Origin of the sequence: Roseovarius mucosus DSM 17069, from assembly GCF_000768555.3 — a bacterium.
Classification (GTDB): Bacteria; Pseudomonadota; Alphaproteobacteria; order Rhodobacterales; family Rhodobacteraceae; genus Roseovarius; species Roseovarius mucosus.
Window position 1 is genome coordinate 178,775 of record NZ_KN293975.1, and the last position, 14,267, is coordinate 193,041.

The following is a 14,267-nucleotide window of genomic DNA, read 5'->3' on the forward strand; positions in this document are numbered from 1 at the left end:
ATTTTAGTCGGATGTCTGGCCGCGGTGCCGCAGCCCGCTGCCAATCAGCGCGGTCGCGGCAAAGATCAGCGCCGCGACGCAGACAATGGTGGGGCCTGTGGGCGTGTCCGCGTGAAAGGAAAGCTGCAAACCGCCCAAGGCAGAGGCCCCGGCGATCAGCGTGGCGATGGCCGCCATGCGTTCGGGTGTCGCGGCCAAGGGGCGCGCGGCGGCGGCGGGCACGATCAGCATGGCGGCAATGAGCAAAACGCCCACCACCTTGATCGCCACCGCCACCACCACCGCGAGCGCCAAGGTGAGCACAAGCTGTTCGCGGCGCGGGTCGATGCCTGCGGACCATGCCAGATCGGGGCTGAGCGTCGTGGTCAAGAGCGCCTGCCAACGCCATGCCAAGAGGCTGAGCACAAGCGCCGCACCGCCCCAGATCACCAGCAGGTCGCCCCGGCTGACCGCCAGAATATCGCCAAAGAGATAGGCCATGAGATCAATCCGCACGCCTGAGAGAAAGGACACCGCCACAAGGCCAAAGGCCAATGCGGAATGGGCCAGAACGCCCAGCATCGTATCCATGGCAAAGCCGCGCCCCGAGAGGCCCGAGACCGTGGTCGCCATGATCAGCGACATGGCCAGCGCACCGACAAAGACCGACATGGAAAACGCCATCGCCATCGCGACGCCCAGGATGGCCGCATGGGCCGTGGCATCGCCGAAATAGGCCATGCGCCGCCACACGACAAAGCTGCCCAAAGGGGCGGCGGCGAGCGCCACGCCTAGACCTGCAAGCGCGGCGCGCACCATGAAATCATCCAGCATCATTCGGCGGCCTCGTGGCTGTGGGGGTGATCATGTGCATGACCGTGGTCATGGTCGTCATCATGGGCGTGGTTGTGTTCATGCCGGTAGAGCGCCAGCGCGCCTTGGGTGCCGGTGCCGAAGATCGCGCGGTATTCCTCGGCCTGGGCGACCACCTCGGGGTGGCCTTCGCAGCAGATATGCCCATTGAGACAGATCACCCGGTCCGACGCGCTCATCACGACATGAAGCTCATGGCTGACCATCAGCACCCCGCAGTTCAATTCGCGCCGCACCTCTTCGATGCGGCGGTAAAAGGCGGCAGAACCGGGTTGATCGAGGCCCTGCGTGGCCTCGTCGAGAATGAGCAGATCCGGCTTTTCCAAAAGCGCACGGGCGAGCAGCACGCGCTGAAACTGTCCACCAGAGAGGTCGGCCATCTGCCGGTCGCGCAAATCCGGCAAGCCCGCCTGTTCGAGGGCCGCGCGCGTGGCCTCTGTCGGGTGCCGCCGGGGCAGGCTGAGGAATCGGGTGACGGTCAGCGGCAGCGTCGGGTCGATGTGGAGTTTCTGCGGCACATAGCCGATGCGCAGACCGGGGCGGCGGATGATCTCGCCGCGCGCCGGTTTCTGCGCCCCGATGAGGGCACGCAGAAGCGTGGATTTGCCCGAACCGTTGGGTCCAACGATGGTGACAATCTCGCCCCGGTCAAGCGCAAGGCTGACATTGGAGAGAACGGTGGTGCGGCCAAAGCGGACGCTCAGCCCCTTGGTTTCGATCAGGCGCATGGGTGAACGCTCTCGCGGCATTGCGGGCAGAGGCCCATCGCCTCGACCACTGCCTGTTCGATGGTGAATCCGGTGTCGGCGGCGGCGCGGCCCAGCATGCCCTTGGAAGGTTCGGCATGGGCCTCGGCCACCGCGTCGCATTGGCGGCAGATGAGGAACGCAGGCGTGTGATCCTGTCCAGGATGGGTGCAGGCGATAAAGGCATTGAGGCGCTCGATCTTGTGCACAAATCCGTTGGACACAAGGAAATCGAGGGCGCGATAGGCGACGGGTGGTTGCGATCCGAGTCCCTCATCGCGCAGGGTGTCGAGGATTTCATAAGCGCCCATGGCGCGATGCTCGCTGAGCAGGATTTCCAGCACGCGGCGGCGGACGGGGGTGAATTGCAGCTTGTGACGGGTGCAATGCGCCTCGACCGCGGCGAGGGCGGCGCGCATGCAGCCCTTGTGATCATGCGCCTCGAATCCGATTGTATCCATCTGGTCCTCCGCTACGTTCATTTTGGGGTTGATATGTTATAGAGTTACATTTATCAAGCGGCGTTGAGTGTTATGATATTACATATGGAGACTGCTATGCCGATCCGTTTTCTTGCCCCTCTCGGCCTTGGACTGACGCTTGCATCGGGGGCCATGGCCGAGGCGCCACGGGTGGCCACGGATATTGCGCCGGTGCATTCGTTGGTGGCGCGGGTGATGCAGGGGGCGGGTGCGCCCGATGTGCTTGTGCGCCCCGGTGCCTCGCCGCATGGCTATGCGATGCGCCCCTCCGAGGCGGCAGCGCTGGAGGCGGCCGATCTGGTGTTCTGGATGGGGGAGGGGCTGACACCCTGGCTGGAAGGGGCCATCGATTCGCTCGCGGGAGAGGCGCATGTGGTCGCGTTGCTGGGGGCAGCGGATAGCCGCGTCCTGCCGTTCCGGGAGGGGGTGGAGTTTGCGGCGCATGATCATGGCGATGACCATGGTGAGACAGAGCACGGGCACGACGCGCACGCCGAGAAAGAGGCTGGGCATGAGGAGGCGCATACCCATGACCATGACCACGGTCATGAGGACGCGCACGCCCATGATGGTGCCGACCCGCACGCCTGGCTGGACCCGGCCAATGCGATCGTGTGGTTGGGCTTGATTGCCGAGGAACTGGCGGAACATGACCCGGCCAATGCCGCGCTCTATGCCGCCAATGCCGAAGCCGCTGCCACGGAGATCGCGGCCCTGAGCGCAGAGATTGCCGCGCAACTGGCCCCTGTGCAGGATCGCCCCTTTTTGGTCTTTCACGACGCCTATCAGTATTTCGAGGCGGCCTTTGGCGTGACGGCGGCAGGGGCGATTGCGCTCAGCGATGCGGTGGCACCGGGACCGGCCCGGATTGCCGCATTGCGCGAGATGGCCGAGGCGCGTGGCGTGGCCTGTGTCTTTTCCGAGCCGCAGTTTGATCCCAAGCTGGTCGAGACCGTGTTTGGCGATGTGGCGGCGCACGGCGTGCTTGACCCAATGGGAAGTCAAGTGGCGATGGGGCCGAGCCTTTATCCGCAAACGCTGCGCGATATGGCCGGGGCGATGGTGGCCTGCCTTGGTGGGGCAAGCTGAGGCGGCACCGCGCCTGACAATTGCGTCAAAACGCAGCGTAAAACTTGCGCGAACCTGATTTCCCGCACATTCTGCCGCGAACGGGAGAAACCCGCGCCGGGAACGCGGGACAAATCAGGGAGGAAATGAACAGATGGCGTTCATGACGCGACAGGATGCGCTCGACATCCAGAACGAAATGCCGTGGGAGGCGCGGGAGCGCCCCCAGACGATCTATCAGATGTTGAGCCAAGTCGCGGGGCGCTTTCCGAACCGGCCAGCGATCAGCTATCAGCTCTTTTCCGGGGCCACCGACAAGGCCCAAACCCTCACATGGCAGCAGTTTCACGATCACTGCTGTCAGGCGGCCAACCTCTTTCGCAGCCTCAAGCTGGGCGAGGGCGATGTGGTGGCGCTGGTATTGCCCAACTGTCTGGAAACGGCGGTGGCAACCATCGGCGGCATGATCGCTGGCATCGTCAACCCGATCAATCCGCTGCTCGAGCCAGAGCAGATCAGCGCCATCCTGCGCGAGACCGGAGCCAAGGTGGTGGTCACGCTCAAGGCATTTCCCAAGACCGACATCGCGCAAAAGACCGCCGAGGCGGTGCGCCATGCCCCCAGCGTGCATACGGTGATTGAGATCGACCTCAACCGCTATCTGACACCGCCCAAAAGCTGGATCGTTCCCCTCGTGCGGCCCAAGAATCCGGTGCAGCACCATGCCGATTGCATGGATTTCAACAAGGCGATTGCACGTCAGCCCAAGGCCCTCAGCTTTACCGACAGCAAGGGCGACCGGGTGGCGGCCTATTTCCACACGGGCGGCACCACGGGCATGCCCAAGGTCGCGCAGCACAAATATTCCGGCATGATCTATAACGGCTGGATCGGGCATACGCTGCTGTTCACTGAGCAGGATAATGTGATGTGCCCGCTGCCGCTGTTTCACGTTTTCGCCTGCCACGTGATCCTGATGGCCATGATCAAATCGGGCGCGCATGTGGTCTTTCCGACGCCAGCGGGTTATCGCGGCGAAGGCGTGTTCGACAATTTCTGGAAGCTGTGCGAGCGCTGGAAGATTTCCTTTATCATCACGGTGCCCACCGCCGTTTCCGCGCTGATGCAGCGCAAGGTGGATGCCGACCTGTCGACCGTCAAGAACGCCTTTTCCGGCTCGGCCCCGATGCCGCTGGAGCTTTTCAACCGGTTCGAATCGGCAACGGGCATTGCGGTGATCGAGGGCTATGGCCTGACCGAGGCGACTTGCCTTGTTTCGGCCAATCCGCCCGAGGGGGAAAAGAAGGTGGGTTCGGTCGGTGTGCCGTTCCCCTATACGGATGTGCGGATCATCAAGGGCACGCCGGATGGGCCGATGGATTGCACGGTGGATGAGGTGGGGGAAATCTGCATCTCGAATCCGGGCGTCTTTGCGGGCCATACCTATACCGAGGGCGACAAGAACCGGGATCTTTTCTACCACGGCGAGTACTTGCGCACCGGGGATCTGGGCCGGATCGATACGGACGGTTATCTGTGGATCACGGGGCGCGCCAAGGATCTGATCATACGGGGTGGGCATAATATCGACCCTGCCGAGATTGAAGAGGCGCTGATGGTGCACAAGGCTGTGGCGATGGCCGGGGCCATTGGCCAGCCGGATGCGCATGCGGGCGAAATCCCCTGCGCCTATGTGGAATTGGTGGCCGGGGCCACGGTGACGGGCGAGGAACTGCTCGAGCATTGCAAACTGCATGTGCATGAGCGGGCAGCAGTGCCCAAGCATGTCGAGGTCTTGCCGGAACTGCCGAAAACGGCGGTGGGCAAGGTGTTCAAGCCCGACCTGCGCAAGCTGGCGATCACGCGGATTTACAACGCCGCACTGGCCGATGCCGGGATTGCCGCGCGGGTGACATCGGTGGTCGATGACAAGAAACGCGGGCTGGTGGCGAAGGTGTCAGGCTCTGCCGGCGCCGAGGGCGAGGCCGTGGGGCATGTGCTGGGCCAATTCGTGCGGCCCTGGGACTGGGCGGAGTAAATCCCGCCCGGCCGCCCCTAGAGGATCACGCCCGCCCGCACAGCGCGAGGCGGGCGACGCGCAGGATTTCATTGATATAGCGGTCCTGAGACCAGTCGCAGAGGCGCGTCAGCTGCTCCCATGTTGTGATCGACAAGAGGGTCCACAGCAGGTCGGTCGCGTCTTTCTGTTCCTTGATCAACACGCCATCGCGGGCGAGGGCGGCCACCGCCGCCGCGCATCCTTCGCGCATGTCGGCCATTCTTTCATGCCATGCTCCGGCTGCGTCGGCATCGGTTTCGCTCATGATCATGAGGGTTTTGGCGACGCCGAATATCTTGGGGATGTAATTGCCCCAAGCCGTGACAAAGGCCGCCAGCCGATCCTCACCCGAGGTTGCGGCGCGGCTGGCTGACAACATGTTCTGAACACCAAAGACCTCGTCCTGATGCCTGGTTGTGGCGATGAAAAGCTCTGTCCTGTTGGGGAAATGCAGGTAGAGCGCCTGTCGGCTGACCCCGGCGGCCTTGGCTATGTCGGACATGCGCGCGGCGGTGCCGGGGTTTGAGTCGAGGAGTTTCCACGCGGCGTTGAGGATACGTTCGCGGGTGCTCGAATTTTCTCTTGACACAGTGTAAAGTCTCCGTTTATTGACACGGTGTCAATTTACATAGTGTAAAGTCAATGGAGAATCAGATATGACACGCAAAATATTCATCTGGGTGGCCCATCCCCGCGCCACGTCCTTTTGTTCCGGGCTGGCCGATGCCTATCAGGCAGGGGCCGAAGCGGGCGGTGCCACCGTGCGGCGGATGGACCTGAACGATATGCGGTTCGACCCCTATTTCGAAGGCTACGGGGCGGATGTTCCTGCGCTCGAAGCTGATCTGCTCACATGGCAGGAAAACATCGCATGGGCCGATCACCTGATGATCGTGCATCCCTATTGGTGGGGGGCGATGCCGGCGCGGGCCAAGGCGGTACTCGACCGTGCGCTGACCTCTGGCTTTGCCTTCAAGTATCATTCGCGGGGTATGGGCTGGGACAGGCTGTTGACCGGGCGCACGGCGGATGCGCTGATCACGTCCGATACGCCGACGCTGATCGACACGCTTTTCTATCTCAAACCGCCGCGGCGGGTGATCCGCAATCAGGTGCTGAAGTTTTGCGGGATCAAGCCGCGCAAAGTGGTGCAGTTTGGGTCGGTCAAGTTGGCAGAGGAGGCCAAACGCGCCCGCTGGATCGAGCGCGCCCGCACCATGGGCCGCACGGCAGCCTGAGCACGCCCCAACCAGAAAACAGGAGAAGATGACGATGACAAATCTGTTGGAACTGACGATCTTTGGCGGAACTGCCGTGGGAATGGCGCTTGTTTCGGGTGTTTTTCTTGCCTTCTCGGACTTCGTGATGCGGTCGCTGCGGCGGGCGAGCCCGACCGTCGGCATTGAGGCCATGCAGTTGATCAACCGAGAGGTTTATGGCTCGGCCTTTCTTGTGGCCCTCCTGGGGCTGGTGCCGGTGTCTGGTGTGCTTGCGCTTTATGCGGTGCTGCGCATTGAGGGGCTGGCATCCGACTGGTTTGTCGCTGGGGCCGCGATCTATGGGATTGGGGTCGTGCTGGTGACGATGCTGGGCAATGTGCCAATGAACCGGCGGCTTGACCTGATGGCAACCGAGGCGGTGGAAACGCGGGACTATTGGCAGCACTATGCGCGACGTTGGACCCGTCTTAACCATCTGCGCACTCTGGCCTCGGCACTAGCTGCGGCAGCGTTTGTCGCGGGCACGGTGCTGTTGGTCTGAAATGGCATCCCCTCGCCTTGGCACCAAGGCGAGGGGGCAGGTGTCACTGTCAGGAGACGTCCTTGTAGCTGACCTCGCGCGCGTCGCTGCCGGTCTTTTCGCGGCGCACGAGCAGGCGGTTGAGGGCATGGACATAGGCCTTGGCCGAGGCCACGACCGTATCGGTATCCGCCGACTGGCCCATCACGATGCGCCCGGCCTCTTCCATCCGCACCGACACGGTGGCTTGCGCGTCGGTGCCCTCGGTCACGGCATGAACCTGATAGAGCTGCAAGCGCGCCTCATGCGGAAAGAGCGCCTTGACCGCATTGAACGTGGCATCCACGGGCCCATCGCCGGTGGCCTCGGTCGAGACCTCGCGCCCGTCGATTTCCATCGTGAGCGTCGCTTGCTGCGGGCCTTCGGTGCCGCAGATCACGCGCAAGTGTTTGATCTGCAAACGATTGTTCTCGGAATCCACACCTGCATTGACGAGGGCCACGAGATCGTCGTCATAGATTTCCTTCTTGCGGTCGGCCAATTCCTTGAAGCGGACGAAGACATCGTTGAGCTGGTTGTCGGCCAAGTCATAGCCCAAATCCTTGAGCTTGGAGCGCAAGGCGGCACGGCCCGAATGTTTGCCCATGACGATATTGGTCTCTGTCAGGCCTACATCCTCGGGGCGCATGATCTCGAAGGTTTCGGCGTTCTTGAGCATGCCGTCCTGATGGATGCCGGATTCATGCGCAAAGGCGTTCTTGCCGACGATGGCCTTGTTGAACTGCACCGGAAAGCCCGAGACGGCGGCAACTCGACGCGAGATGTTCATCAGCTTGCGGGTGTCGATGCCAGTCTCATAGGGCATGATGTCGCCGCGCACCTTGAGGGCCATCACCACCTCTTCCAGCGCGGTGTTGCCCGCGCGTTCGCCAAGGCCGTTGATCGTGCACTCGATCTGGCGCGCGCCGCCCGCAACGGCGGCGAGGGCGTTGGCCGTGGCCATGCCCAAATCGTTGTGGCAATGGGTGGCAAAGATCACATCATCCGCCCCTGGCACGGTTTCGATCAGACGGCGGATGAGCGAGGCGGATTCCTCGGGCGCGGTATAGCCCACGGTATCGGGAATATTGATCGTGGTCGCCCCCGCCTTGATCGCGATTTCCACCACGCGGCAGAGGTAATCCCATTCGGTGCGGGTGGCATCCATCGGCGACCATTGCACGTTGTCGCACAGATTGCGGGCATGTGTCACCGTCTCGTGGATACGCTCCGCCATCTGGTCGCGGTCGAGGTTGGGGATCGCACGGTGCAGCGGCGAGGTGCCGATAAAGGTATGGATGCGGGGCTGTGCCGCGTGTTTGACCGCCTCCCAGCAGCGGTCGATATCCTTGAAATTTGCGCGCGCGAGGCCGCAGATCACGGCGTTCTTGGAATTCTTCGCAATCTCGCTCACGGCGTTGAAATCGCCCTCGGAGGCGATGGGAAAGCCCGCCTCGATGATATCGACGCCCATGTCATCGAGCAGCCCGGCGATTTCGAGCTTTTCGGCATGGGTCATGGTGGCGCCGGGGCTTTGTTCGCCGTCGCGCAAGGTGGTGTCGAAGATCACGACTCGATCTTTGGTACTATTCGTCATGTTGGTCTCTTTCAAAAAATCCTAAGCCTGCGGCGCGAAACGGCACATCCTCTGAGCGGTCGCGCCAAGACGGCACGCTCAGAGGCGGCTTAGGCCTAGCAGGACAGCGAAAGCGGCACGCCGAATGGCGTGGGGCAATTGCGTGATATGATCCTGCATCAACATGGGCGAAACTATACGGGCAGTGCAGAGCGATGAAAACCCCGAAATTGCATCGCGCTTCGGGGTTGAAGCTGTGCGGGCTTCGGCTAGGTCTGCGCCATGGAAAACGCATTGATCATCGGCGCATCGGGCGGTATCGGGCGGGCTGTGAGCGCCGCCCTTGAGGCAAGGCGCGTCGCGGTGACGCGCCTGTCACGCAGCGGCGATGGATTGGACGTGACCGATGAGGCCTCGGTTGCGGCGGCGCTCGGGGCGCTGACAGGGCCGTTTGACCTGATCCTCGTGGCGACAGGGGCGTTGGAAATCGGCGGTGCCGCGCCGGAAAAAGCGCTGCGGCAGGTGAGTGCTCAGGCGATGCTGGATCAATTCGCGCTCAATTGCGTGGGGCCATCGCTTGTGCTCAAGCACAGTGTCCGGCTTCTGCCACGCGAGGGGCGGGCGGTATTTGCGGCGCTCTCGGCGCGGGTGGGTTCGATCGGCGACAACGGTTTTGGCGGCTGGTATAGCTATCGCACCGCCAAGGCCGCGCTCAACCAGATGATCCACACCGGCGCGATTGAACTGGGGCGCAGCCATCGCGCGGCGATTTGCGTGGCGTTGCATCCGGGCACGGTCGAGACCGACTTTACCCGCAAGTATCTGGGGCGGCACCCGGCGGTGCCCGCGTCAGAGGCGGCGGAAAACCTGTTGCGCGTCATGCAAGGCTTGCGGCCAGAGGACAGCGGCGGGTTCTTTGATTGGCAGGGGAAACCCGTGCCATGGTGACGCGGCTGGTGTTGGTGCTGGGGGATCAGCTTAGCCCGGGTCTCTCTGCGCTCTGTGCGGCGGACAAGGCGCATGATGTGGTGGTCATGGCCGAGGTGATGGACGAGGGCAGCTATGTGCCGCACCATCCCAAGAAAATCGCACTGATCCTGTCGGCGATGCGGCATTTCGCAGAAGAGTTGCGCGCGGATGGCTGGCAGGTGGCCTATACGCGGCTGGATGATCCCGAGGCCACGCCGTCGATTGTCGGCGAGTTGATCCGCCGCGCCCAGGAATTTGGCGCGTCCGAGGTGATCGCCACGCAGCCCGGCGAGTGGCGGCTGATTAAGGCGCTCGAAGAAGCGCCGTTGACCGTTCGGCAACTGCCGGATGATCGGTTTATCTGCACGCTGGAAGAGTTCGATCGCTGGGCTGAGGGGCGCAAAGAGCTTCGGATGGAGTATTTCTATCGCGAGATGCGGCGCAAGACCGGGTTCTTGATGGAGGACGGTCAGCCTGCGGGGGGCAAGTGGAATTTTGACCATGACAATCGCAAACGTGCGCAAGCGGACCTGCTGCGTGCAACCCCGCTGCAATTTGAACCGGATGCAATCACGGCTGAGGTGCTCGATCTGGTCGAGGGGCGATTTGGCAAGCATTTCGGCAGGTTGCGCCCGTTCTGGTTTGCGGTGACACGGGCCGGGGCCGCCCAAGCCTTTGACCATTTCGCACGCAATTTGCTGGCCGGGTTTGGCGACACGCAGGACGCGATGCTGGAGGGGGATGCGTTCCTGCACCATTCGGTAATTTCGATGTATTTGAACATCGGATTGCTCAATCCTATGGATATCTGCACTAGTATTGTTGAAGAATGGCAAGCGGGCCGAGTGCCGATCAATGCCGCCGAGGGCTATATCCGGCAGGTGATCGGCTGGCGCGAATATGTCCGGGGGCTCTATTTCCGCGAGGGGCCGGACTATGCGACGCGCAACGCGCTGGGCCATGGGCGCGATCTGCCAGCGATGTATTGGGGGGCCGAGACCCGTATGAACTGTGTCTCGCAAGCTGTTGATGTGACAGAAAAAGAGGCCTATGCGCACCACATTCAACGCCTGATGGTGACGGGTAACTTCGCGCTGATGGCCGGGATTGACCCCGCACAGGTGCATGACTGGTATCTGTCGGTTTATGCCGATGCCTTTGAATGGGTCGAGGCCCCGAATGTGATCGGGATGAGCCAGTTTGCCGACGGTGGTATCATCGCCAGCAAACCCTACGTGAGTTCGGGCAATTACATCGACAAGATGTCGGATTACTGCCGGTCCTGCGCCTATTCGGTCAAGGACAAGACCGGCGATGACGCCTGTCCCTTCAACCTGCTCTATTGGGATTTCCTGATCCGGCACCGCGATCGATTCGGGCGCAATCCACGTATGGGGCCAGTTTATCGCACCTGGGACAAGATGGAAGCCACCCGCCGTCAGGCTGTGCTGGACGGGGCCGCGCGCGTGCTGGGCGATCTGGATGCGGGGCGCATCGTCTGATCACTCGGTTTTGGTCGTGGCCTCAGACAGCGCGCCGTCTTCCCATGTGCCGCTGGCCTCTTGCCCGGTGGCGTAGCGCATCGTGCCTTCGCCCTGCCGCTTGCCCGCACGGAACATGCCCTCATAGACATCGCCATTTGTGTAGGTGGCGACGCCACGCCCCGAAATCTCACCGTTCTGCCAGTCGCCCTCGTAGACAAAGCCATCGGGCATCGTGATCTTGCCCTGTCCGTGGCGCTGCCCGTCGACAAATCCGCCCACATAGATCGTGCCATCGGGATAGGTCGCGGTGCCGCTGCCATGGCGTTGGCCGTCCTGCCATTCCCCCTCATAGCGATAGCCGTCGGGATAGGTCATGACCCCGGTGCCATGGTTGCGGGCGTTCTGGAATTCGCCCTCATAGACGAGGCCGTTGGGATAGGTGGCACGCCCGGTGCCCTCGATCACGCCGCCGACCCATGAGCCCTCATAGGTTGACCCGTCAGGGTAAGTGATGCGCCCCTCGCCATTGGCCAGATCATCGCGGAATTGCCCCTCATAGACCGAGCCATCGGGATAGGTGACGCGCCCCTGACCCGAGATTTTGCCCGCGATCCATTCGCCCTCATAGAGATAACCATCGGTGCCGGTGAATTTGCCCTGACCGTGGCGGCGGTCATCCTTGAAGGCCCCCTCGTAGAGATCGCCATTCTCATAGGTGACGCGGCCCGAGCCCTCGCGCCGGCCAGCGACAAGATCGCCCTCATAGACATCGCCATTGGGCTGCGTGAGCTTGCCCTTGCCGTCAATCTCTCCGGCGCGCCAGGTGCCCTGATAGATCAGCCCGTCGGGCATGGTCAGCGTGCCCTCTCCCTCGCGCGCGCCGCGCGCCACGGCGCCTTCGTAGACCGCACCATCGGGATAGGTGATCTTGGCCGTGCCCTCCTTGACGCCATTCATCCAATCGCCGTCATAGACATAGCCCCCCGGGCTCTGCATCCGGCCGCGCCCGTGGTGCATGGCATTGAGAAACCCGCCCTCGTAGCGCACGCCATTGGCATAGATCGCAACACCTTGGCCGGTGATCTTGCCATCCTCCCAGGCCCCCTCATAGGTGCCGCCATCAGTAAACACGATCTTGCCGATGCCATTGGGCTTGCCGCGCGCGAATTCTCCCTCGTAGACCGAGCCATTGGGAAAACGCGCGACACCCTTGCCGCGGATTTCACCCTCGACCCATTCGCCGGTATATTGATAGCCATTGGGCAGGGTATAGGTGCCGGTGCCATGTTGCAGCCCGTCCTTGAAGGTGCCCTCATAGATGCCGCCATCGTCATATTGCTTGGTCTGCACCTCTGCATCCTGCGCGGCGGCCAAGCTGGCCGTGCCGAGCGCGATGCTCAGAAGGATGGGTCTTGTGCGCGAAAAGTTCATATCTGCCCCGATGCCCGATCCCGCCCGATGATACGGCGGCTGCGTCAAATCTAGAGGACGGGGCAAGGGCTGACAACGGGTTTTGGCCAAATCGTCTTTCCCTCCGGCGGTGATCTGCTACATCAGGCGCGAGGACAAGCAGAGGGCAAGGACATGGGTGACAGGTTTCGCCTGACGCTGGCGCAGTTGAACCCCACGGTGGGGGATCTGGCGGGCAATGCGCGTATCGCGCGCGCAGCATGGGAAGAAGGGCGCGCGGCGGGGGCCGATCTGGTGGCGCTGCCCGAGATGTTCATCACCGGCTACAACACGCAAGACCTGGTGCAGAAGCCGGCCTTTCATCAGGCGGCGATTGCCGCGATCGAGGCGCTGGCGCGCGACTGCGCCGAGGGGCCGGCGCTGGCCATCGGAGGCCCGGCGCTGGAGGGTATCGGCCTCTATAATGCCTATTACATCTTGCAGGGCGGCGTGGTGCGCGCCCGCGTGCTCAAGCATCATCTGCCCAATGAGACGGTTTTTGACGAGGTCCGGCTATATGAAAGCGGGCCGGTGGCGGGGCCCTATACGGTGGCGGGCGTGCGGATCGGCAGCCCGATCTGCGAGGACGCCTGGCACGAGGATGTGGCCGAGACATTGGCCGAAACCGGGGCGGAAATCCTGCTCGTGCCCAATGGGTCGCCGCATTACCGCGACAAGATGGACCTGCGCCAAAACATGATGGTGGCACGGGTGATCGAAACTGGTTTGCCTCTGGTCTATCTCAACATGGTGGGCGGGCAGGACGATCAGATGTTCGATGGCGGCTCTTTCGTGCTCAATCCCGGCGGCGCGCTCGCGGTGCAATTACCGATGTTTCAAGAGGCGGTGACGCATGTCGATCTGGAGCGGGGGCCGGAGGGCTGGCGCGCGGTGCCGGGGGATTTGGCGCATTTGCCGGATGATATGGAGCAGGATTATACCGCGATGGTGCTCAGTTTGCGCGATTACCTGCGCAAATCGGGGTTTTCAAAGGTCTTGCTGGGGCTTTCGGGCGGGGTCGACAGCGCCATTGTTGCCACCATTGCCGTTGATGCACTGGGGGCCGAGAATGTGCGCTGCGTGATGTTGCCGTCGGAATATACCTCGGCGGACTCGCTTGAGGATGCCAAGGCCGTCGCGGAAAACCTCGGCTGCCGCTATGATTTCGTGCCGATCGACGCAGGCCGCGCGGCGATCACGGCGACGCTGGCACCGTTGTTTGGGGGCACCAAGCCGGACCTGACCGAGGAGAATATCCAGTCACGGCTGCGCGGGCTCTTGCTGATGGCGCTCAGCAACAAGTTTGGCGAAATGCTGCTGACCACCGGCAACAAATCCGAAGTGGCGGTGGGTTATGCCACGATCTATGGCGATATGGCGGGGGGCTATAACCCGATCAAGGACCTCTACAAAAGCCGTGTGTTCGAGATTTGCCGTTGGCGTAATGCCCAGCATCGCGGCTGGATGATGGGGCCAGAGGGGGCGGTGATCCCCGAGCGGGTCATCTCCAAGCCGCCCAGTGCCGAATTGCGCGCCGATCAGAAGGACAGCGATTCGTTGCCCGATTATCCGGTGCTGGACGGGATATTGACCATTCTGGTGGATCAGGATGGCTCGATTTCGGATTGCGTCGCGGCGGGATATGACCGGGACGATGCCAAGCGGGTGGAACATCTGCTCTATATCAGCGAATACAAGCGGTTTCAGGCGGCCCCCGGCACGCGGCTAAGCAAACGGGCGTTCTGGCTGGATCGGCGCTATCCGATTGTGAATCGTTGGCGGGATGGGTACGGCGAGGGCTGA

13 protein-coding genes are annotated in these 14,267 nt (G+C 62.5%); 7 read left to right on the plus strand and 6 right to left on the minus strand.

Annotated features, from left to right (window positions below):
• Positions 1–3 precede the first annotated feature (3 nt).
• Genes ROSMUC_RS00875 through ROSMUC_RS00885 form a run of 3 tightly spaced genes read right to left on the minus strand, consistent with a single transcriptional unit; the run spans position 4 to position 2,059 of the window.
• Positions 4–816, minus strand: coding sequence for a metal ABC transporter permease (locus tag ROSMUC_RS00875; RefSeq protein WP_206018410.1), 813 nt, complete (start codon positions 814–816; stop codon positions 4–6).
• The gene (locus ROSMUC_RS00880; protein WP_037268514.1) at positions 813–1,580 is read right to left on the minus strand and encodes a metal ABC transporter ATP-binding protein; all 768 of its coding nucleotides are present in this window, start codon (positions 1,578–1,580) and stop codon (positions 813–815) included. The genes ROSMUC_RS00875 and ROSMUC_RS00880 overlap by 4 nt, the downstream gene beginning before the upstream one ends.
• Positions 1,571–2,059: a Fur family transcriptional regulator gene (locus ROSMUC_RS00885; RefSeq protein WP_037269754.1), complete on the minus strand. Its 489-nt coding sequence runs from the start codon at positions 2,057–2,059 to the stop codon at positions 1,571–1,573. Before ROSMUC_RS00885 ends, ROSMUC_RS00880 begins: the two co-directional genes overlap by 10 nt.
• A 96-nt stretch (positions 2,060–2,155) precedes the next feature.
• On the opposite strand from ROSMUC_RS00885, the gene ROSMUC_RS00890 reads away from it, so the two are divergent.
• Entirely contained in the window at positions 2,156–3,169 is a 1,014-nt protein-coding gene (locus ROSMUC_RS00890; protein WP_052115206.1) for a zinc ABC transporter substrate-binding protein, read from the plus strand.
• Between the two features lie 133 nt (positions 3,170–3,302).
• A complete protein-coding gene (locus ROSMUC_RS00895) occupies positions 3,303–5,186 on the plus strand; it encodes an acyl-CoA synthetase (RefSeq protein WP_037268520.1) in 1,884 nt (627 codons plus the stop codon).
• A gap of 25 nt (positions 5,187–5,211) precedes the next feature.
• On the opposite strand, the gene ROSMUC_RS00900 is transcribed toward ROSMUC_RS00895, so the two are convergent.
• The gene (locus ROSMUC_RS00900) at positions 5,212–5,796 is read right to left on the minus strand and encodes a TetR/AcrR family transcriptional regulator (RefSeq protein WP_037268524.1); all 585 of its coding nucleotides are present in this window, start codon (positions 5,794–5,796) and stop codon (positions 5,212–5,214) included.
• Between the two features lie 67 nt (positions 5,797–5,863).
• On the opposite strand from ROSMUC_RS00900, the gene ROSMUC_RS00905 reads away from it, so the two are divergent.
• Together ROSMUC_RS00905 and ROSMUC_RS00910 are read left to right on the plus strand one after the other, a co-directional pair.
• Complete coding sequence (locus tag ROSMUC_RS00905) at positions 5,864–6,445, plus strand: NAD(P)H-dependent oxidoreductase (protein ID WP_037268529.1); 582 nt, start codon at positions 5,864–5,866, stop codon at positions 6,443–6,445.
• 34 nt (positions 6,446–6,479) lie between these two features.
• Positions 6,480–6,968 carry an anthrone oxygenase family protein gene (locus tag ROSMUC_RS00910; RefSeq protein WP_037269756.1) on the plus strand — a complete coding sequence of 163 codons (489 nt, stop codon included), beginning with the start codon at positions 6,480–6,482 and terminating at the stop codon, positions 6,966–6,968.
• 49 nt (positions 6,969–7,017) lie between these two features.
• Here the strand turns inward: ROSMUC_RS00910 and ROSMUC_RS00915 are convergent, their stop codons facing one another.
• Positions 7,018–8,583 (minus strand): 2-isopropylmalate synthase, encoded by a 1,566-nt coding sequence (locus tag ROSMUC_RS00915; protein WP_037268531.1) that lies wholly within the window; start codon positions 8,581–8,583, stop codon positions 7,018–7,020.
• A 261-nt stretch (positions 8,584–8,844) separates the two neighbouring features.
• Here ROSMUC_RS00915 and ROSMUC_RS00920 point away from each other — a divergent pair, with 261 nt between their 5' ends.
• Positions 8,845–9,510, plus strand: a complete 666-nt coding sequence (locus tag ROSMUC_RS00920; RefSeq protein ID WP_037268533.1) for an SDR family NAD(P)-dependent oxidoreductase — start codon at positions 8,845–8,847, stop codon at positions 9,508–9,510.
• Positions 9,504–11,033 carry a cryptochrome/photolyase family protein gene (locus ROSMUC_RS00925; RefSeq protein WP_037268535.1) on the plus strand — a complete coding sequence of 510 codons (1,530 nt, stop codon included), beginning with the start codon at positions 9,504–9,506 and terminating at the stop codon, positions 11,031–11,033. The genes ROSMUC_RS00920 and ROSMUC_RS00925 overlap by 7 nt, the downstream gene beginning before the upstream one ends.
• Here ROSMUC_RS00925 and ROSMUC_RS00930 read toward each other — a convergent pair whose 3' ends face one another.
• Positions 11,034–12,446, minus strand: a complete 1,413-nt coding sequence (locus tag ROSMUC_RS00930) for an MORN repeat-containing protein (RefSeq protein ID WP_037268539.1) — start codon at positions 12,444–12,446, stop codon at positions 11,034–11,036.
• A gap of 153 nt (positions 12,447–12,599) precedes the next feature.
• Here ROSMUC_RS00930 and ROSMUC_RS00935 point away from each other — a divergent pair, with 153 nt between their 5' ends.
• Positions 12,600–14,267, plus strand: coding sequence for an NAD+ synthase (locus ROSMUC_RS00935; protein ID WP_037268541.1), 1,668 nt, complete (start codon positions 12,600–12,602; stop codon positions 14,265–14,267).